23 protein-coding genes and 1 pseudogene are annotated in these 17,575 nt (G+C 61.7%); 12 read left to right on the forward strand and 12 right to left on the reverse strand.

The window, feature by feature from the left end:
- The coding region (locus AC1D2O_RS04120) for a transposase domain-containing protein (protein WP_478156266.1) at positions 1-188 on the forward strand (188 nt) is incomplete at its 5' end.
- A gap of 46 nt (positions 189-234) precedes the next feature.
- Here the strand turns inward: AC1D2O_RS04120 and AC1D2O_RS04125 are convergent.
- Complete coding sequence (locus tag AC1D2O_RS04125; protein ID WP_477650495.1) at positions 235-627, reverse strand: serine hydrolase; 393 nt, start codon at positions 625-627, stop codon at positions 235-237.
- Between the two features lie 124 nt (positions 628-751).
- Positions 752-1,645 carry a DMT family transporter gene (locus AC1D2O_RS04130; protein ID WP_478156268.1) on the reverse strand — a complete coding sequence of 298 codons (894 nt, stop codon included), beginning with the start codon at positions 1,643-1,645 and terminating at the stop codon, positions 752-754.
- 224 nt (positions 1,646-1,869) lie between these two features.
- Here AC1D2O_RS04130 and AC1D2O_RS04135 point away from each other — a divergent pair, with 224 nt between their 5' ends.
- A complete protein-coding gene (locus AC1D2O_RS04135) occupies positions 1,870-2,316 on the forward strand; it encodes a c-type cytochrome (protein ID WP_477650493.1) in 447 nt (148 codons plus the stop codon).
- A gap of 392 nt (positions 2,317-2,708) precedes the next feature.
- Here AC1D2O_RS04135 and AC1D2O_RS04140 read toward each other — a convergent pair.
- Together AC1D2O_RS04140 and AC1D2O_RS04145 are read right to left on the reverse strand one after the other, a co-directional pair.
- Positions 2,709-3,071: pseudogene (locus AC1D2O_RS04140) on the reverse strand (flavodoxin family protein); the annotation flags it as partial.
- A gap of 48 nt (positions 3,072-3,119) precedes the next feature.
- On the reverse strand, positions 3,120-3,614 hold the full coding sequence (locus AC1D2O_RS04145) for a DUF2938 domain-containing protein (RefSeq protein WP_478156271.1): 495 nt from the start codon (positions 3,612-3,614) through the stop codon (positions 3,120-3,122).
- 80 nt (positions 3,615-3,694) lie between these two features.
- Between AC1D2O_RS04145 and AC1D2O_RS04150 the strand changes: the two genes are divergently transcribed.
- Positions 3,695-4,114, forward strand: a complete 420-nt coding sequence (locus AC1D2O_RS04150) for a helix-turn-helix domain-containing protein (protein WP_477650746.1) — start codon at positions 3,695-3,697, stop codon at positions 4,112-4,114.
- Positions 4,115-4,141: 27 nt separating this feature from the next.
- On the opposite strand, the gene AC1D2O_RS04155 is transcribed toward AC1D2O_RS04150, so the two are convergent.
- Positions 4,142-4,273 carry a hypothetical protein gene (locus AC1D2O_RS04155; RefSeq protein ID WP_477650747.1) on the reverse strand — a complete coding sequence of 44 codons (132 nt, stop codon included), beginning with the start codon at positions 4,271-4,273 and terminating at the stop codon, positions 4,142-4,144.
- 283 nt (positions 4,274-4,556) lie between these two features.
- Entirely contained in the window at positions 4,557-5,288 is a 732-nt protein-coding gene (locus tag AC1D2O_RS04160; RefSeq protein WP_477650748.1) for a hypothetical protein, read from the reverse strand.
- Between the two features lie 76 nt (positions 5,289-5,364).
- Between AC1D2O_RS04160 and AC1D2O_RS04165 the strand changes: the two genes are divergently transcribed.
- The 4 genes from AC1D2O_RS04165 (at position 5,365) to AC1D2O_RS04180 (ending at position 7,978) form a co-directional block, all read left to right on the forward strand.
- Complete coding sequence (locus AC1D2O_RS04165; protein WP_478156274.1) at positions 5,365-5,859, forward strand: response regulator transcription factor; 495 nt, start codon at positions 5,365-5,367, stop codon at positions 5,857-5,859.
- Positions 5,860-6,050: 191 nt separating this feature from the next.
- Entirely contained in the window at positions 6,051-6,677 is a 627-nt protein-coding gene (locus tag AC1D2O_RS04170; protein ID WP_477650761.1) for a hypothetical protein, read from the forward strand.
- Positions 6,678-6,697: 20 nt separating this feature from the next.
- Positions 6,698-7,282, forward strand: a complete 585-nt coding sequence (locus tag AC1D2O_RS04175; RefSeq protein WP_478156276.1) for a hypothetical protein — start codon at positions 6,698-6,700, stop codon at positions 7,280-7,282.
- Positions 7,283-7,540: 258 nt separating this feature from the next.
- Entirely contained in the window at positions 7,541-7,978 is a 438-nt protein-coding gene (locus AC1D2O_RS04180) for an SRPBCC family protein (protein WP_477650605.1), read from the forward strand.
- 53 nt (positions 7,979-8,031) lie between these two features.
- Here AC1D2O_RS04180 and AC1D2O_RS04185 read toward each other — a convergent pair whose 3' ends face one another.
- Positions 8,032-8,394 carry a hypothetical protein gene (locus AC1D2O_RS04185; protein WP_478156278.1) on the reverse strand — a complete coding sequence of 121 codons (363 nt, stop codon included), beginning with the start codon at positions 8,392-8,394 and terminating at the stop codon, positions 8,032-8,034.
- A gap of 193 nt (positions 8,395-8,587) precedes the next feature.
- Between AC1D2O_RS04185 and AC1D2O_RS04190 the strand changes: the two genes are divergently transcribed.
- The 3 genes from AC1D2O_RS04190 to AC1D2O_RS04200 all read left to right on the forward strand — a co-directional run bounded on the left by AC1D2O_RS04190 (position 8,588) and on the right by AC1D2O_RS04200 (position 10,333).
- On the forward strand, positions 8,588-9,232 hold the full coding sequence (locus AC1D2O_RS04190; protein ID WP_477650607.1) for a cysteine hydrolase family protein: 645 nt from the start codon (positions 8,588-8,590) through the stop codon (positions 9,230-9,232).
- Positions 9,233-9,475: 243 nt separating this feature from the next.
- Entirely contained in the window at positions 9,476-9,868 is a 393-nt protein-coding gene (locus AC1D2O_RS04195; RefSeq protein WP_478156280.1) for a hypothetical protein, read from the forward strand.
- Positions 9,869-9,967: 99 nt separating this feature from the next.
- Complete coding sequence (locus AC1D2O_RS04200) at positions 9,968-10,333, forward strand: YcgJ family protein (protein WP_478094902.1); 366 nt, start codon at positions 9,968-9,970, stop codon at positions 10,331-10,333.
- 346 nt (positions 10,334-10,679) lie between these two features.
- Here AC1D2O_RS04200 and AC1D2O_RS04205 read toward each other — a convergent pair whose 3' ends face one another.
- From AC1D2O_RS04205 to AC1D2O_RS04225, 5 genes are all read right to left on the reverse strand, one after another.
- Positions 10,680-11,204: an alpha/beta hydrolase-fold protein gene (locus tag AC1D2O_RS04205; RefSeq protein ID WP_478156282.1), complete on the reverse strand. Its 525-nt coding sequence runs from the start codon at positions 11,202-11,204 to the stop codon at positions 10,680-10,682.
- Positions 11,095-11,595 carry an alpha/beta hydrolase-fold protein gene (locus tag AC1D2O_RS04210; protein ID WP_478156284.1) on the reverse strand — a complete coding sequence of 167 codons (501 nt, stop codon included), beginning with the start codon at positions 11,593-11,595 and terminating at the stop codon, positions 11,095-11,097. The genes AC1D2O_RS04205 and AC1D2O_RS04210 overlap by 110 nt, the downstream gene beginning before the upstream one ends.
- Positions 11,596-11,686: 91 nt before the next feature.
- On the reverse strand, positions 11,687-13,186 hold the full coding sequence (locus AC1D2O_RS04215; RefSeq protein ID WP_478156286.1) for a serine hydrolase domain-containing protein: 1,500 nt from the start codon (positions 13,184-13,186) through the stop codon (positions 11,687-11,689).
- 612 nt (positions 13,187-13,798) lie between these two features.
- Positions 13,799-14,221: a hypothetical protein gene (locus tag AC1D2O_RS04220; protein ID WP_478156288.1), complete on the reverse strand. Its 423-nt coding sequence runs from the start codon at positions 14,219-14,221 to the stop codon at positions 13,799-13,801.
- Positions 14,222-14,674: 453 nt separating this feature from the next.
- The gene (locus tag AC1D2O_RS04225; protein WP_478156290.1) at positions 14,675-15,151 is read right to left on the reverse strand and encodes a GNAT family N-acetyltransferase; all 477 of its coding nucleotides are present in this window, start codon (positions 15,149-15,151) and stop codon (positions 14,675-14,677) included.
- Positions 15,152-15,518: 367 nt separating this feature from the next.
- Between AC1D2O_RS04225 and AC1D2O_RS04230 the strand changes: the two genes are divergently transcribed.
- Entirely contained in the window at positions 15,519-15,980 is a 462-nt protein-coding gene (locus AC1D2O_RS04230) for a hypothetical protein (protein ID WP_478085511.1), read from the forward strand.
- 502 nt (positions 15,981-16,482) lie between these two features.
- Entirely contained in the window at positions 16,483-17,553 is a 1,071-nt protein-coding gene (locus AC1D2O_RS04235; RefSeq protein ID WP_478085512.1) for a DMT family transporter, read from the forward strand.
- The last annotated feature ends 22 nt before the right edge of the window (positions 17,554-17,575 follow it).

A 17,575-nucleotide genomic window follows, 5' to 3' on the forward strand; every position in this document is an offset into this window, starting at 1 on the left:
TGTTCGCTGACACCGTCGGCGGCGCCAACGCGAGCGCCAACCTCTACTCGTTGATCGAGACGGCCAAGGCCAACAACATCGAGCCCTACCGGTACCTCGTCGCCCTGTTCAAGAAGCTGCCCCTGGCGCAGACGGCTGACGACTACGAGGCGCTGCTGCCCTGGAACATCGAGCTCGGCGCGCTGTAGACCGCCCTGCGCACATCGGTTCCGACACCACGCGCAAGGGCGTGGTTCATTGACGGCTTACTACGTACATGTAGCCGACGTTCGAATATTGCCAACCGACTCCAGGCCCATAGCGCAGCCTCGTGGCATCGAGGCGTTGCAGCATTTCATCCGCCGGCCAGGGCGCTTCGCCGCGAGCAACGGCAGCGTGGTATTCGGCAAGCTCACCATAGTCCGCCAGCCCGGCCTCATGTCTCAGCAGCTGACGCGGCGTGAACGGGCCTTCAAGGACCGTGTCATCGAGCCGGACCAACCCGTCACGCTCGAGGCCAATCCTCTGAGCCAACGGAGGCCCGGTCTTGGGTTGCGAACGAACGTGCAGCACAGCACGACGCCCACGACACGCTTCGGGTTTGCCGCGGCCAACGAGATGGCGGGTGAACTGAGCGACGCTGCCCAACAGCCGCTTCTGGCCGGTCGCTGCCTCCGGAGCTTTGGGCCCTAAGCCGTTGTCCAGACCTTCAAAGTTCTCGCGTGAACTTGCCGCAACAGCATGTGGCTTCGCACGCGCGCTTCGCCGCGGCTCAGGCGGCCTGCCGCTTTCGCCGTACGGACCTTGGCGCTTCGCTTCGCGCCAGCCACAGTCCGCTCGCAACGATCAGCGCTCCGCCGCCCAGCGTCCATGCATCGGGCGCGGCCTGCCAGAACAACCAGTCCAGCACAAGCGCCCAGGCGAGGGCGCTGTATTCGAAAGGGGCGATGGCGGCGGCTTGGCCGTGGCGGAAGGCCTCGGCGATGGCCATCTGGCCCAGAAAGCCGCTGATGGCCAAACCCGCAAGCACCCACGTGTGCTGGGCCTGGATTGGCACCCATTGCGGCGCCGATAACAGGCTACCGCCCACAGCCATGCCGGCCGTAGTCCAGAAGACCAGCGCGGCGCTCGATTCGGTGCGGCTGATAAGTCGGCCCAGCATGTTCGACAGCGCATAGCAGACCGCGGCCATCAGCACCGCCAGAGCGCCCATCGAGAGGAAGGCACCTTGCTCGGGCCGCAGTGCGATCACGACACCGACGAAGCCCAGCCCGATGGCGATCCAGTGCCGCGGCTGGACCGACTCGCCCAGCATCGGCACGGCGATGAGCACCATCAGCAGCGGAGCGATAAAACTGAGTGTGTAGGCCTCGGCCAAGCCCAGGGTCTTCAGGCCATAGACGAAGAGCACGAGCATCGTCATGTTCAGCGTGGTGCGCAGCAGGTGCAGGCGCCAGCGCAGCCGGCGGTTGAAAACGCCGGCGGCCTCGCGCCGCCAGGCGATGTACAGACACACCAAGGGCAGGGCGGTGAGACCGCGCAGTGCCATCACCTGCACCGGCGGGTAGTGCCCGGCCAGGTTCTTGAGCAGCGCGTCCATGCAGGCGAAGAAGGCGCAAGCCAACAGCATCGCGGCGATGCCGCGCAGGGTTCCGGTCGAGTGCATGGGCGGGTTGTCTCGCGGCAGTGGCCGGGGGAAGGGCATTGTTCTTGACCGCCTAGCATAGGCGTTACGAACGTCTGGTCTGGGGCCGACTGTAGCCGGTCGCTCCCGGCGACGCCGACGGCTGGAATGAATCCGCGCTGCGGGCTGTCCACAGTCTCAAACCGCAGCAGGTCTAAACTGCCGGGCGCCACACTCCGCGGTGCGCGAACAAGAAGGATTGACGAATGAAAACCCTTGTCCCTCTTATCCTGGTTGCCGCTTGCGGCGGCTTTTCCATGACGGCCGGTGCGCAGTTCGCCAAGACCGAAGATGCCATCAAGTACCGCCAGAGCGCGATGTTCATCCAGAGCCAGCACGTCGCCCGCCTGGGTGCCATGGCCAGCAGCAGGGCGCCCTACGACGCGACGGCCGCGGTGGCCAACGCGGAAGTTGTCGCCGAGATATCGAAGCTTCCCTGGGCCGGATTCGGGCCCGGCACGGAAGGCGGCAAGGCCAAGCCGGAGATCTGGCAGGAGCAGGCCAAATTCAAGGAGCTGAACGAGAGGTTGATGTCCGACACCCAGAAGCTCTTGGTCGCCGCGAAAGCCGGCAATCTCGACGCACTGAAAGCCGCCATGGGCCCGTTGGGCGAGACCTGCAAGACCTGCCACGACACCTTCAGGAAGAAGTAGCTCGCCCCCAGGTTGCCCGCACTTCGTGTCGGGCGCCCACCCCCTACCGGGGGCAACGCGCGGTGCGGGTGAACGAATGCAGCGTGACGCGCGGCCAGGCACCGCCGGGCTTGAACGCCTGTCCGAAGGAATAGCCGGTACCCTCGGCCACATAACGCAGGCTCTTGGCGTTTGCAGCGCCCAGCAACCGCAGCTGCGCCCAGGCGCTCCAGACTCTTGGCGAAATTCCGGCCGAACATCCTTGCGGTCTTGATGTCTCCTGGCGCAAAGGAATCCGCAGGTGCCGAGTGCCCCGCCTGCGCCATGAGGCCCGACCATGAGCCCAGGCGATTGGCCGCTTCCTCGTACGCAACACCCGCGTGTTGCTCCGGCAGGATGGGATTTCCGACCCACAGCATCCCGTGCTGCATGCTGAACGTGAACATCGCGCCCAAGGTCGATTGCTTGTCGCCGGCCGGAAGCGACGAGACGGTGAAGCCGGCAGCAAGCCTGCCCTTGAGTTGCTGGGTCCGCCACAGGCGTCCCGTCGCGTCCATGAAGGTCTTAAAGGGACCCGACACACCGCCCAGGTAGGTGGGCGAACCGAAGATGTAGCCGTCGAACTCCAAAAGCTCGTCCGGCACGCGCGCCAGGTCCTCGGCCTTCAGGAGGCGCGCTTCGGTGTTGTCGACGGTTGTGGCCCCGCCCAGCACGTGCTTGGCGATGTGCTCGGTGTGCCCATGGACACTGTGATAGATGACGGCAAGCTTGTTCATTGCGTTGTCCTGTTTGATGGAGTGGGTGTCGATGGATGGAATGCCCTGCTATCGCGAAAACCGGGCGAACGCAGTGGCAGAAAGGAAGAGGCCAGCGCCGAACACGGTGTGGTTGGCGAGGCTTCGCAGGCAGTTGATGGCCGGCGTCGGCGTCTTGGACGCCGCGAAGCCGGCTCCCATGGCGGGCTGCATCACAAACAGCGGAGCAAGGACCGTTGCGATGCCGAAGATCACTGCGGGGAGCAGAGTCGGCCGATCCAGCCATGGCATGCCGACGATGGCCACCAGCAAGCAGGCGTACGCGAGGCCGGTCGCGTAGTGCGTCAGCCACCCCAGCGCAAGCTCGCCCGGGATTGGCTGGGCCTTGCCGATCGCCTTGTGCGTGAACTGGCCGCGCCTGAAGTGACCCACCCACCGGCCAATGAGCGCAAAGCTTCCGGTGGGCACGCCGATGCGCTTCAGCATCCAGAGCCAGAGGTCCATGACGGCGGTGGCGCCGATTCCGAGTGCCACGGTGGTGGCGGCCATTTCTACGGTTCGCATGGGTTGGCTTCCTTCCGATTGATTTGCTTGTGCCGTGGGCGCACTATGCAAGTTCAAGTTAAGTTGAAGTCAAGTAACCAATGGATATTTCTGAAGTTGCCAAGCGCTCGGGGGTTCCGGCGTCCACCCTGCGCTATTACGGGGATAAGGGACTCATTGCCCCGCTCGGTGAACAGGGCACGCGTCGGCGCTACGCCCCGGAAGTGCTGAACCAGCTCGCGCTGATCGCCTTGGGCCAGTCCGCCGGCTTCACCCTCGATGACATTCGATTGATGTTTCTGCCCAGCGGCGAAGCGAACATCGACCGGCAGATGCTGGCGAGCAAGGCCGATGAGATTGACCGCACGGTGGTTCGGCTCCGAGCCATGAGTCGCAGCCTGCGCCACGCTGCGGTTTGCCCTGCACCCAAGCACGCCGAGTGCCCGTCTTTTCAAAAGCTGCTCAAGGCGGCAGCGTCGGGAGCGAAAGAGACGCGGCGAAACGCGCTGTCGCGCAGCTAGGTACGCGCCCTGTCCAGGGCTCCAACTTCAGCAGGCGACCCAGTCTGCGTTCGTGCCGAAGGTCCAGAACCCCATGTGATTTTCCCTTTTCTGCGCCTGTACTGGAACGACGAACGTCTGCACAATCATCAGAAGCAGGACGAGGCGCAGCACATTCATCAAGCTCTCCACATCTTGAATGTTCCACCGAATGCAGCCACGCACGGCACTTGCTCTATGTCCCATAAATCGGGAAATTGAGCCGACGACGCGAAGGTCTGGTTCTGGCCCGATTTGCGTCAGTCGCGTTCGGTCCGACTCTATTGCCATTTGTCTCTCGAATAATCGTGGCGCAGCAGTGAGAGTTGCACGAGATCGCGATGCTCGCCGTGCCAGAAGCCCGCCTGGCGCAGAAGTCCTTCCTCAACGACTTGTGGCTGCGTCTGCAGCAGACCATCCGCCTCTATTGCAAGATCCGGCAGGTGCCAAATTCGCAGCGAATGGCCAGCACTTCTCCGCCGTTGCAAGCGACCTTGTACGCCTCGAAACCTGCGCCCTTTTCCACCAATGAGGCGCTGGGCGTGGTGCACGCTTGCGACTTGGCAGTGAGCTCCGCGTTGTATGTGTCGACACCCGCGGCCTTCGGTGTGGATGCCCGCTCAGACGGCGAAGTCGTCGAGGCGCCGGACGGAGGCATTTCGCCTGCAGCGTTGGCTGGCTGGTGATTCGACCCAGCCGTGGCTCGTCCAAGCGCAATTGAAACAACCGGCGGATAGTCATATGCGGCGCCGGTAGCCACGTCCACACCGACGCCGATGACGCCGCCGAACAGGATGTTGCCGAATGCCATGGCCTTTGTGGTCGACTTGATCGCAACGGTACGCTCCTCATGCTCCTGCTTCGTGCAAGTGACTCCGAGGTCCTCGAAGCTGCGTTGGACAGTGGTCGATCCCGGTGTGGTCACGTACCACGTTCCCTTGTTGTTGGTTAGTCTGCAGGAAGCCCCGACCACCGATCCACCATCATTTTTTGTTTCTACGGAGATGCTCTGATTGGAGCCACTGACGATCGAGGCGCAGCCGACAATCTGGGTCAAGGCGGCAACGACGATGAGAACGCGAAGATTCATGGCTAAGAGATCGAGCATGGCAAGAACGCCGATTCGAGCGTAATGTAATAGAACGTTACTTTTCATAGGGGTCTGCACGGAAAGCAAGAAACCTCATCAAAACTGTGGAGGTGGCGGCTCAAGTTCGGGCTGCGATGCACCAATGGGCAGTTCCGCCGCATTCGGTTTTCGTTTAGCTTGGTGGCATTTCAAACAACAAGAATGCGCTGAGTCCGGGCGACCGGGTTGCCCGGCTGCCAGCACGGCCGTTGAGGTGGAAGAGGTGAGCCAGGCCACTGTATTCGTCGTTGACGACGACGCTGCTTGTCGCGACTCCGTCCGCGAACTCGTCAGCGCAGCCGGACTCGCGGTCGCGGTCTTCGGTTCGGCGTTCGAGTTCCTGACTGCCTTCGACCCTGCTTGGCAGGGTTGCCTGGTCCTCGACCTGCGCATGCCCCGCATGGATGGGCGCGCGCTGCAGGAGCGCCTGCTCGAGTTGGGCATCCACATGCCGATTGTGTTCATCAGCGGTAGCGTCGACATTCCGACAGCTGTCCAGGCCATCAGAGACGGTGCCGTGGACTTCTTGCAGAAGCCCTATCCCCAGAACAAGTTGCTCGACGCCATCTATAAGGCGCTAGGCCAGAACGCCTCCTGAAGGCCGAGCCATCGGCTCAAGTTGATTCACGGCGAGGGCGCAGAAAGAAGCGTCGCTGTGACGTGTTCGTCAGTCGGTTTCGCAAAACCGGGAGGCGGGGTCGAACGTCCGGTCCTGAGGGTTTTTCCGAAAAGGTAACGAAACGAAAAAGAACTTATGATCGATATTCAAAATAGCGAGGAGAAAAAATCTTGTCGGCTTTCGTTCGTTTCGCGCCGATMCTGCGGCGCGTGTCCATCTCGGCGCTTGCGGGGTTGACCATCGCGCTCACCGGTTGCGCGACTCACTATGTCGACGGAGTGACCAAGGAAATCGCTGCGAGCAGCTTCCGCAAACCTAGCGCCGCACAACCGGTCCAGGTGCTTTTCGAGTTCCAGACAAAGGGCGTGGCGAACACGGCCGCCACTTCTGCGCTGAAGAACCAGGTGGTGCAGAAGGTGAAGGACAGCGGACTGTTCTCCGATGTGGAAGAGGGCCCAGTCAAGGGCGGTGGGCTCTTGAGCGTGAAGCTGAACAACGTGCCGATCGGCGATGACGCGTTCAGCAAGGGATTCGTCACCGGCCTGACCTTTGGGCTGGCGGGCTCACAGGTTTCCGATGGCTATATCTGCACCGTGAGTTACCTTGCCGACGGGCAGTCGACCCCGGTCACGAAGAGTGCACGCCATGCGATTCACACCACAATCGGCGCTGCCCCCAGTCCTGGGGCAGCCAAGAAAGCGAACTCGATCACCGACGCTGTGACCCAGATGACCAGCCAGATCCTGAGCACCGCACTCAACGATCTTTCGCAGGATTCCGCGTTCGCGGTCCGCTGACTTTCGACGGGAACTTGAGCATGAACTTGAAGAACGTGCGCTGTCTGGCGGTTTGGCTGATGTGTCTGGGTGCCGCGCTACTGGTGGGTTGTGCGAATGTGAAACTGGCGGAGCCGTCCGCCGCTGTCGAGAACGTGCAGAAGGCCAAGACAGCTGGCATAGCGCCGGTTGCGGTCGGCACCTTCAAGCTGGCGCCCGGCAAGGATGCCTCGCTGGATCAGGTCGTCAGCATCCGGAGTAACAGGTTCTATTCGCCCTACGACAGCTCTTTCTCGAAGTACCTCGCGCAAACGCTGACTGTCGACTTGCGCGCCGCCGGGCTCCTCGCGACGGATTCGCGCAGGTCGATTCACGGCGAACTCACGCAAAGCACCGTCGATGCGTCCATCGGACAGGGTAAGGGCAGCCTTGCGGGTCGGTTCTCAGTGCTGGACGATGGCAGGAAAACTTACGACAAGGAGTTGAAGGTCGAAGCGACGTGGGATTCGCCTTTCGTTGGTGCGGTTGCGGTTCCTGCAGCAATCAATGAGTACATGGCGCTGTACCACAAGATCATCGCCCAGTTGCTCGACGATCCGGAGTTCCGCAAGGCAGTCTCTCCCTGACCGTCGTCATCGTTGAAGTGGCATCAGGGCACCCGCTGGCGGAAAACCGAAGGGGAGTGCAGAACTTCCGGTCTTGGCCGACTGTAGCCTGTCGCTGGCACGGAGCCTTGGGCCCGTTCCAGTCCTTCCGACTTTCCCGCCAGGCCGCAAGCCACTCTCAGGAGGAAGCCGTGTCCAGAATATCCCGCATCGACCTGCCTATTCCGCAGGTTCTGCGGGATACCTTACGTTAGGGTTCGCAATTCGTTTCATCCATCTATGCATATCGAAGAACGCATCCACATCGCAGTCCCGCCCACGGTCATCGACCACGTTTGGAGCGAGGTCGACCGATGGCATCTTTGGGACCCAGACACAAAGCAAGCCCGACTCAATGGGCCATTCGCAGTTGGAACAAGGGGCCGGATTTCTCCCAGCAGGGGCATGGGCGTGCCGATGGCTGTCACAGAGCGTACCGAGGGCCGATCGTTCACCGTAGAGGCTTACATCCCTCTATTTCGCATGCACTTCGAGCACACGGTGTCTCCAGTAGCCGGCGGGTCCGAAGTGGCTCACCGCGTGTGGTTTACTGGTGCCCTTGCCTTTCTGTTCGGGCCAGGCGTTGCCAAGCAGGTTCGCGAGGGGCTTCCTCGAACCATGCAGTCACTGAAAGCATATGCCGAGCAACGCCACAAGCCTCTCGACAGCGACGTCTAACCCCTCGCTCTCTGGCCGAGTTCAGGTTTGGCTTGCCATGAAGGCGTCGGGCACTATTGCAGGACGAAGTCGGAAATAGCTTGAACCGCCGGGGCATCCAGTCCGCCGAAGCCATGCGTTCCTTGGTGCGCACACAGATCGCCGGTAGGCTTCCCTCCGGTCAGTTCGACCGCTTTCTTCCGTGAGGGGCCGGTCAATCGATCCACTACGAGTGGCAGATCTTTGGGCGCTGTCACCGAGCAGCCGTCTTCATGCTGGGCCAGCACGAGCACCGGCAGTTGCAGCTTCTCCAAGTCGAAATGAGGCACAGCGTGCCCCTTAGCAAATGCCGATTCGCTGGATCTAAGCCCCGCAAGGCCCGAGCGTCTGTCGGATGGTGCATCGATGATGACGACCGCGATGCCTTGCTGAGCCAAGAGCCCTCGATTGCGAACGAGAAAGCCTTGGTCTCCCCAGTGTCCAGGGCGGCGGTCAGTCTCTGGAACTCCTGCAGGTGCGCAGAAAACGTGCAAGACTCGGAGGCGAGGTGGCAGAAGGGAGACCGGAGCGTGTAGCATGCATGCAATGGAAGACCCTCTGTGGCCTGCCAGCTTGGCCAGGAGCAACGCAATGGAAAATGCATTCGGTCTCACCATCCCGCGCACGCTCGACGATGTCTGCAATCCCAGGGACATGGCGCTGCTCGTGTACGACATGCAAGTCGGGATCGTCAGCCAGGTGTCGGATGGCGCCGCTCTCACTGCGCGCGTGCATGACGTGTTGACCATCGCGCGCGAAGCCGGGATGCGCGTGTGCTTCACGCGGCACCTGTCCTTGCCGCGCGAGTTTATGGGTTCGTTCCAGTATCGGATGGCGATGAGCTGGCAACGTCTCGACAGCCCCGATGACGTGCAGCCATGGTTCCTGCGCGACTCGCCAGGGTTCCAGATCGTCCCTGAGCTCGCGCCGCTTCAAAGCGAGCCCATCTTCGACAAGATTGCGATGTCCGCGTTCGAAGGAACGCCGTTGTCCTTTGCGCTGCGTGACTGTGGCATCCGCGCGATCGCGATCGTCGGCCTTGCCATGGAAATCGGCATCGAGCCTACCGCCCGACACGCTGCAGATCTCGGCTTCATTCCCGTGATCGTCACCGATGCGTGCGGGCACGGGAACGAGGACGCCGCGCGTGGCTCTGTCAAGCTGTTGGAGTTCGCCGGGGACGCGATCCTCACCGAGGCGAATATCTTGCGACGCTCCCTCGCTCTACGCCGCTGATCGTGCGCTTCTGTGAGTGACACCGAAGAGCACATCAGCCGGGCCGAATAGCAGCCGTTCGCGGTGAGCAGCTTGTGGCCCGAATCAGGTCTCAGGAAACGACTCTGAAAGGCTCTTCTGCGAACTCGGGTCGATGTTTCGATTTCGTTTTATGGCGCGATGGGTGGAGAATGCGAGATGACTCCCCCATCCTCTGCTCTCCTCACCCCGGACCATCTCGCCGTTCTGCGCGCAGTTGCCCGCATGGACCTCTCTCTCGGCATCGCCATCGGCCAGAGCCTGGGCCGACCGGTTGCCGAAGAATTGGCGGCACTGCGTACACAGGGCTACGTCCGGGAAGTTTCCAGCCCCCGACACGACGGGACTCCAAGCCTTCTACACACGATCACGGTCAAGGGGAGCGAGGCGCTGCAAGGGCAAGACGAGCAGCGCATATCCGCTGCGGTGCCAACGATCGGACCCAGGCCCCCCATGCACCGCGAAACGTACAACGGCAGCGAGATGCGCCCTTACACGGGACGAGCAGGATCGATGGACGCGCTGAGGTACCCGAGCCGAGTCGGCAACCAACTGCGCTATCGCGACGATGGCAGCGAACCTGCCCGCAAGGACGCGCGGCCGCCGCGCAAGACGTAACCCAAGTCCGAGCGACCGGTTGTGGCCGCTCTCTGCCTCTAAGGCCGAGCGACCTCTTCCGAGCACAGTCCGCACGCGGACAAGCCACAATCCGCCCGCATGAAAATCCCACGCCACTCTCCGTTGTCTCTGGCTCTTCTGATCGCCGTATCCGCTGTCCCCGCCCACGCCGCAAAGCAGGTCGCGCTGCGATCGCCAGCGCCGCGCGTCCTCTGCGACCGCTACGTGTGTGCCGATGGCAAAGGAATTTCGCTCGAGCTCACCCAAAAGTACCTCGGCAAAAAGGCCGCGACCAAGCTGGCCTCACAGGGGGACTTCGACCGAACCGAGTTCACCTTTGCCAACGGCGTGTTCTGCGACGTCAAAGAGCGCCTATGCCGCGCAGATCGGTACTACGGTGCCGATGGCAAACGCCGCGCGGCCGTGAACAAGAAGTACACCGAGTTGCTGTTTGGGACCTTTTGACTTGACGCAGACCCCGGTCTTGCCAATCGGCATGGCCTCGCTGCTGTCATCGAACTCGGTGAGCGCAAATTGCAAGGATGTCGCGATGCGCCTGGCGGCCGTCGCGACCGGCGACCCCCACCCCCTTCTCTGGGGCAGGGCCGCACGCACCTCGCTCGCGCGCAGCGCCCGACCGGCGCAATCCGCGCGCTGGCGCCGCGTGCGAGCGCTACATCGACGGACTACAGCCCGTCGACAATTAGGCTCTCTGTAGGAAAGTGACGAGCCGAGCTGAAGGTCGGCTGGGCTGATAGCCGCAGATGGCGCCAGAGGCGGCGTTCGACTATTCCATATATGCGATCTGACGCTAATTGATGAACCGCGCCACGATGTCCTCGAAGGACGGCAGGTCCATCTGCGTGTGGCCGCCCGGATACGCCATGACGCTCAGCTGCAGTTCTTTGTAGTTGCGCGTTGCGATCTGGGCGTACATCGCCGAGATCTCCGGTCCGCCTCCGTTGTTTGAGCCATAGCCCAGCAGCAAGGTCACTGGAATGGCTCGTGTGCTGCTGCTCGCGTACATCTGGCTTTCGAGTAGATTGATCTGGGCGCGCGCTGGTCCATTGAAAGGTGTTTCAGAAGAGAAGAAATACTGAAAGGTGAACTGGCTCGCACCTTCAATGAWGAAGGCACACGCAACAAAGACCCCGCCGTTCGAGAGGCCCGAAAGCATGCGCTTGCCCGGATCAACCCGATAGTTTGACTCCACATAGGGCAACAGTTCACGAGTGAGGAAGTCGTGATATGCTGGCGCCCGGCGGCAGGTAGTCTGTGTTGCGGCGCGCTGTGCCGCCAACGCCGACAACGATCGCCTTCTTACCGGCTTTCTCAAAAATGTCCGTGAAGTTCTTGAAACGCGTGACGCCCAGGTTGTAAACGGCGTCCCCGTCAGTGATGTAAATCGTTGGATAGGTCGATGCGCCGTCGTCGTAGCCAGGCGGCAGATAGAACTGGATGGGATAGGTCGCACCTGTGGCTTTTGAATTCTGCGCCGTGCTGACCACCCGACTGCCAGATGTGGCCGCAGCTGGAGGCGCGCCTGCACCGGTGGGAGCCACGGGCAATATTGCAGTGCCGCCACCTGCGCCTCCGCCTCCGCAGCCTGAAAGCCCAAACAGAAGGGCGGCACAGGCGGCGGCAAACACGAATCTGCGAACAACTACCTTCGTCTGCATACGGAATTCCTTGATTTTGTGAATGCCGGGCTGATCAACCGTGGTCACCAAATGAGCTTTACTTGCTTGCAAACAGGTTGAATCGCGCCACGGGCTCGTCCGTCCGCTCCTGGCCGCCGAGTACGGTCATCTTCACGCGTTAGTTCGCAATGTGGCCCTGCATCTGCGTTTTCAGTCCAAGATTGTTTTGAATGCTCACGCTCACCGAGTTGCCCTCGAAGCGCAGGGTGTACGCCGCGTCCTCTCCCTCGCTGATTGACCGCGAATTGATTCGGAAGGTCTGCGGGTCAATCCAAGCGCCTTTAAGCCCCACGGGCTTGTCAGCAACCTGCGCTGTAACAAGGAAATAGCCGTCCAGACTCAGGAGTCCAACGATCGGCTTGCTCGGCGCCTCTGGGCGTCCGTTGTCATAGAGGACCTCGTAGGTGGAAGGCGAGGCTGTGAGGTTGAGCACCAAGCGCTTCACGCCAAGGGTGTTTCGTTCGAATTCCCAAGCCTTCCCCGAAATGGTTGCGGCGAGTGGAGGTGCGGTCGCCACGGGGCTTGCTTTCTCAACGGCGACCTGACGGATGCTCTCGGCCAACTGCTGCTGCCCCGCGCTGTCAGAAGGCAGAGGCTCGACCGAACGAGCTGACGCGGTGATCATGTCAACGAGCGTGGCGATTGGATAGTGGCGTCGTCCGGTCACCACGGCGACCACGTCCACGTCGGGCAAAACGATGATGAGTTGGCGATTGAAGCCAGCCGTCATGTAGGCGTGCTTGGACGGAATGGTCCACCATCCATTCGCGTAGTGATAAGCAGGGTTGCTGCCAAGCCCCATGACAACGGATGCATTGAACACCTGCTCAACCCACGCAACGGGCAGCAACTGCTGACCGTCCCACCGACCCTTGCGCAAGTAGAGATATCCGATCTTGGCCATGTCTCGGGGGTGGAGGTAGATTCCCCAGCCTCCGATCTCGACGCCCTGCGGATCCTTGCTCCAGCGCACGTCCTTGATGCCAAGGGGTGCGAAAAGTCGTCTTTGTGCATAGGCCGCGGTGCTGCCACCTGTCCTCTTCGCAAGGATGGAGGACATGAGGTGCGCGTTGCCGCTGTTGTAGTTGAAGGTCTGGCCAGGTGCCGCCGCCATGGGGCGATCGAGAACGAAGCCCTGCCAATCACGGCTACGACCCATCTGCAGCATCGTCTCTGGTACAGAGCCGTCCAGTCGTTCCTTCCAATCGAGGCCTGAAGTCATGTCGACCAGATTGCCTATCGTCATCGACTTCTTTGATGCATCGAGATTCGCTGTGCTGTGATCCGGGAAGAAATCGAGAACAGGCACATCGCGTGAAGCAAGCAGCCCATCCTGGATCGCCATGCCGGTGAGCGTGCCTATGACGCCCTTGGTGGTCGAATTCACCGCGTGCTTGAGGCCTGCCCGAAAGGGCGCGTAGTAGGCCTCAGCAACCAATCTTCCGTGTCGCGTGATGAGAACGCTGTCCATCGCATTCACACCGCCAAAGTCGACGATGCTGGCGATGGCCGCAGAACTCATGCCTTGCGCTTCCGGGCTGCTCTCCGCCCAGGCTGCGGTCGGCCAGACGGTGGGCTCATTGGCCAGCGCGCTTTCCATCAAGAGGGCTGCGAACACGAGCGCACTCGCAAATCGCGGCATCCAAAATGCGTGAAATCGCAAGCGCATCGCCAACCTCAGAGTTTCTGACCGGCAGATGGTAGCCGCGAAGGGTCGGCGCGCGCCTCAGCGCATTCCCGCCTTCTCGTACTCGCTCGGCACGACCGCGAGTGGGACGGCATGCGCCGCGAGACCAAGCCCACGAAGAGAATCCTGAACTGAGCGGGCTGTCTTTGGCCCCATCCTGTCACTGCATCCGCCGTGACCCCACTTGGCCCACACCCGTCTCACATTGCCGCGGCTGAAATCTCCTCAAAGTTGTGGAGGCGGCCGATTTTCTCTTCATCGCTGAGGGTCGGCCATCGGGCGAATTGGGCCCGGCAGCCGAATGATCGGTTGAATTCGCAGCCGACTGTAGCCGGTCGCGCCTGGGTGCGCTTCGGCACAGCGGTCCTAGGCCACACGAGATTGAGCGCCGGAAACCTGACGGTCGTGCTGTCGAGCCGCTGTCGGCAAGTTTTGACTCCGTAGCCGTAGCCGCCCTTCGCCTCTCTACATTCGACGCTGGAGAACCCGTCGCCCAGGGTTCCCCGCTCGATGATTCGAACATCGTGTCGTTCGCACAGCGGCTCACTCGCGCCGTGCGCCGATCCTCATCAGCCCATCTTGGCTATGCCAGTGCGTGAACGGGCGACAAAGTCGGATATCTCGATGATGTCCGGATCGCCCGGAAATTCTGTGGCCAGTGAGTCTAGGGCGTCCTGCAGTTGCGCTTGGCGCCTTGAACAGGTGCCGGATCACGTCCTTGATATGACGGATTCGCTCGGGTGCGAAACCTTTGCGCTCAAGGCCGATGGTATTGACGACCCTGATGCTAGACGGGTTGCCCTCGGCGATCATGAAGGGCAGGATGTCCTTTGTGACCTTGGTGGTCGCGCCGATGAATGAGTACCTGCCCAGTCGGACGAATTGGATGATGCCAGTCATGCCGTTGACAGTCGCGTAGTCACCGATCTCAACATGCCCAGCGAGCTTGGAGCCGCAGCCGAGCACGATGTTGCTCCCGATAATGCAGTCGTGGCCGACGTGGCTGTCTGACAGGAAAACACTGCCGTCGGCGATCCTAGTGGTCGCGCCGTCTGCCGCTCGCGAGCGGCAGGTAGTGGCCGAACTCGGAAGTTTGTCTACCGTCCAAGATTGGAACCGCAGTGTGGACAGAACTTGATTTTGATGCCTCCGCCGCCAGCGCTCGGAGCAAGTGGAATGAACCAGGCCTTCTGCTTCGGCCACCATTCGTATCGCAGGTCAAAGTAGCACGTCTTCGTGTGCTGGTCGAAGCTGTCGCAGCAAGACACGAAAGGGCGCGGCACGTTCCTTGTGCCTTCCGGGCAGGTCGAGCCGTCTTCGTGCGTCGTTCTTTTAGTCATAGTGGGTTCAAAAGGTCAACGACCGCTTCTGGCCGTTCTCAGGCTTTGGCCGCATTCTGCCTTGAGCCGGGCGTGCTCGTCAGTCGTTTGAGGCGCCGTCCCTCGCCACAATGGCCGGCGCCCGAACGTAGTAGTTGTCCCACTCAGTCTCTTCGACCAGCTCAAAACCATGTCGCGCATAGAAGCGATTGGAGTCGCTCTCCCGCAACGCGCCGACCCGAACGGACATCCCTTGCGCATCTGCATCGGCGAACACGACTGCRAGGGCTGCGGCACCGATGCCCTGGCCTTGATGCGCGGGGGCCACGTAGAGATGGTCAAGAAGMAAATGCCCAGCTTCGGGGCGAACAACAACGAAGCCCACCCTCCGCGCYCCGACTACCAGGTGCCGGGTACACGCTGGCGTGAAGCTGGCCAAAAATCGGTCCCTCGCGCGTCGCAGGTCAAAGCGGCCGAGCCGCTCAAGGCTTGGGCGCATGGCGACGATTCGGAGGGCGACAAGGTCCTCGGCGTCTTCCGACGAGGCAGGTTCAAAGTTGACGGATTTGCCGTTCACAGGGTCGATGGGTCGAATGTCGGGTTCTGGCCCGCATTCTGCCGCGTATGACGGTATTCGCCCGCGTTGGGACGTTCTGGACAACCGTCATCATCTTTGGTGGGGATGACCGGTGAAGCTATCGAACCTAGGCTGGCCAACGAACCTAGCGGGGTTGGAAATGGCCAATCAACCAAGGAAACCTCTTCGTGTGGCTATCGCTGTCATCTCTGGAGCTTTACTTGCTCATGCGGAAGACCTCGATCCCCTCGCGCCGCCCGTCCCTTGGGCGCCCAAGAGTACTAGCCTCTAGCCAGGACGGGTCGGTGCGTGCTCCCGGGATGGTCTGGGTGTCACGTCTAGTGCTGGCACGCACAAGGAGAAGAAGATGAAGAAGTCCTTAGCAATCATCCTCCCCGTGATCCTTTGCCTACCGCTTGCGGCGGCTGCAGACCCTCCAAAAAGATGCAGTGTTGCCACGCTGAAGGGCCTGTACGTCTTCAGTGCCACGGGCTTTCAGCGGCCGCAAGACAGTCCGCCTGGCACTCCCTGGGTTCCGAAGGCGATTGTGTCAACCAATCAGTTCAACGGAGATGGCTCGGTGTCCACGCCCATGATCGCCATTGCGAATCCTCCCTTCCCCCCCTTCGATTCCGGCGGCATATTTTCTCCGCCAGCAGGCTCCGACGGAACGTACACGGTCAACGATGACTGCAGCGGAACGCTCCAGACCGGCAATGGCGTGGCATTCAAATTCTTTGTCGATCCCGGCGGTGACACGACCTGGTCGATTCAAATCAGCCCGCCCGGCAACGTGTTCCAGGGTAAATCCGAGCGCGTGAGTCGATAAGGCCGGACACATGGGAGCCGTTGCACGCTGGTAGCCACGGTAAACGTCTCAACCGATGGCATCGTCGCGCCCTTTTGGGTGGAGCGCCCCGAAGCAGACGCTGACCAATGTCGGGTGATAGCCCGCATTGTGACTTGGCCAGGCCAGCACGCGCAGCACCCTGAGAGCTTCCTCGCACCCCAACGAGACAAAAGCGGGCAAGCCTCTGCGGGAGCTTCCGGCGGCGCCGCGGCTGCTCGGGGCTTCGCGCCGGTGCGCAGCCGAAGCCCTTGTATGGCGAAATGAGCCGCTGGTATCCGTCAATGGCAGCTAGCGCAAAGGTCTTCATGTGCCTCGTTGGACGTCCGTGCTGAATGCATGGTCCTGGCCCGCATGCTGCCCTAGCTCGCCCGGCAAGATGTGGGGCAGGACTGCGTATGCGATGCGCCACCGAAGGTCAGACGCGCCGCCTTGGGAAAACTTGGTCGCCAACAGGGGCGTTCGCCGGTCTATGCTTCCATCCATGTCCATCCGCTCTGCCACCCCCGCTCTCGCTGCCGCTCTACTCTTTGGCGCCAGCACGCCACTGGCCAAGCTTCTCGTGGGCGACATTCAGCCGCTCCTGCTCGCGGGGCTCCTGTACCTTGGTAGCGGGCTCGGACTCAGTGCCCTCTTGATGCTACGGCGGTTGAAGCAGCGGACGGGCGACCAGCCGGCCACTTCCTTGCGCATTCCGCGCAAGGAACTACCATGGCTTTTCGGCGCCATCTTCTTCGGCGGGATGCTTGGACCGGCGCTGCTCATGCTGGGGCTGACGCAGGCCAGCGGAGCGTCGGCTTCGCTCCTCCTGAACGTCGAGGGTGTCCTGACCGCCGTCATCGCCTGGCTGGTGTTCAAGGAGAATGCCGACCGTCAAATCGTTCTGGGAATGGTCGCCATCGTCGCCGGCCGCGTGCTGCTGTCGTGGGAGCCGGGCGGTGCGGCGTTTTCGCCAGGCGCATTGCTCATCGTCGGCGCCTGCCTGTGTTGGTCCATCGACAACAACCTTACCCGGAAGGTCTCGACCAATGACGCCATGCTCGTCGCGTGCCTCAAGGGATTGCTGGCGGGTGCCGGCAACACCGCTTTGGCGTGGGTCAACGGCAATGCGCTGCCGACTCTGCCGGCGATGGGCTACAGCTTGCTGGTGGGATTCTTTGGCTACGGTCTCAGCCTGACGCTCTTCGTGGTTGGGCTTCGGACGCTTGGCACTGCAAGAACCGGCGCCTACTTCTCGGTCGCACCGCTCTTTGGCGTCGTCATTTCGCTGGCGCTATGGCCCGGGTTGCCGGGCCCCTTCTTCTGGGCCGCCGCTGCACTGATGGCCATTGGGGTATGGCTACACGTGCGGGAACGACACGAGCACGAACACACCCACCTTCCGCAGGTACACGCTCATAGTCACAGGCATGACGAGCACCACCAGCACGAGCACGCTTTCGGATGGGACGGGACAGAACCTCACACGCATCCGCACCAGCATGAGGTGCAGACCCATCGACATCCCCACTATCCCGACATCCATCACCGCCACGTGCATTCGCACCCGCACTGAAGGCCGAATCCTGCCTGTTGCG

The sequence above is a fragment of the Variovorax sp. P1_G12 genome, assembly GCF_056405555.1.

What these genes read in the sequence shown, in the direction of transcription:
- AC1D2O_RS04230 (WP_478085511.1), top strand. Translation starts at nt 15,519, where the DNA reads ATGAAGAAGTCCTTAGCAATCATCCTCCCCGTGATCCTTTGCCTACCG.
- AC1D2O_RS04135 (WP_477650493.1), top strand. Translation starts at nt 1,870, where the DNA reads ATGAAAACCCTTGTCCCTCTTATCCTGGTTGCCGCTTGCGGCGGCTTT.
- AC1D2O_RS04195 (WP_478156280.1), top strand. Translation starts at nt 9,476, where the DNA reads ATGGACCTCTCTCTCGGCATCGCCATCGGCCAGAGCCTGGGCCGACCG.
- AC1D2O_RS04130 (WP_478156268.1), bottom strand. Translation starts at nt 1,645, where the DNA reads ATGCACTCGACCGGAACCCTGCGCGGCATCGCCGCGATGCTGTTGGCT.
- AC1D2O_RS04150 (WP_477650746.1), top strand. Translation starts at nt 3,695, where the DNA reads ATGGATATTTCTGAAGTTGCCAAGCGCTCGGGGGTTCCGGCGTCCACC.
- AC1D2O_RS04160 (WP_477650748.1), bottom strand. Translation starts at nt 5,288, where the DNA reads ATGAAAAGTAACGTTCTATTACATTACGCTCGAATCGGCGTTCTTGCC.
- AC1D2O_RS04155 (WP_477650747.1), bottom strand. Translation starts at nt 4,273, where the DNA reads ATGAATGTGCTGCGCCTCGTCCTGCTTCTGATGATTGTGCAGACGTTC.
- AC1D2O_RS04180 (WP_477650605.1), top strand. Translation starts at nt 7,541, where the DNA reads ATGCATATCGAAGAACGCATCCACATCGCAGTCCCGCCCACGGTCATC.
- AC1D2O_RS04190 (WP_477650607.1), top strand. Translation starts at nt 8,588, where the DNA reads ATGGAAAATGCATTCGGTCTCACCATCCCGCGCACGCTCGACGATGTC.
- AC1D2O_RS04200 (WP_478094902.1), top strand. Translation starts at nt 9,968, where the DNA reads ATGAAAATCCCACGCCACTCTCCGTTGTCTCTGGCTCTTCTGATCGCC.
- AC1D2O_RS04145 (WP_478156271.1), bottom strand. Translation starts at nt 3,614, where the DNA reads ATGCGAACCGTAGAAATGGCCGCCACCACCGTGGCACTCGGAATCGGC.
- AC1D2O_RS04235 (WP_478085512.1), top strand. Translation starts at nt 16,483, where the DNA reads ATGTCCATCCGCTCTGCCACCCCCGCTCTCGCTGCCGCTCTACTCTTT.
- AC1D2O_RS04165 (WP_478156274.1), top strand. Translation starts at nt 5,365, where the DNA reads ATGGGCAGTTCCGCCGCATTCGGTTTTCGTTTAGCTTGGTGGCATTTC.
- AC1D2O_RS04175 (WP_478156276.1), top strand. Translation starts at nt 6,698, where the DNA reads ATGAACTTGAAGAACGTGCGCTGTCTGGCGGTTTGGCTGATGTGTCTG.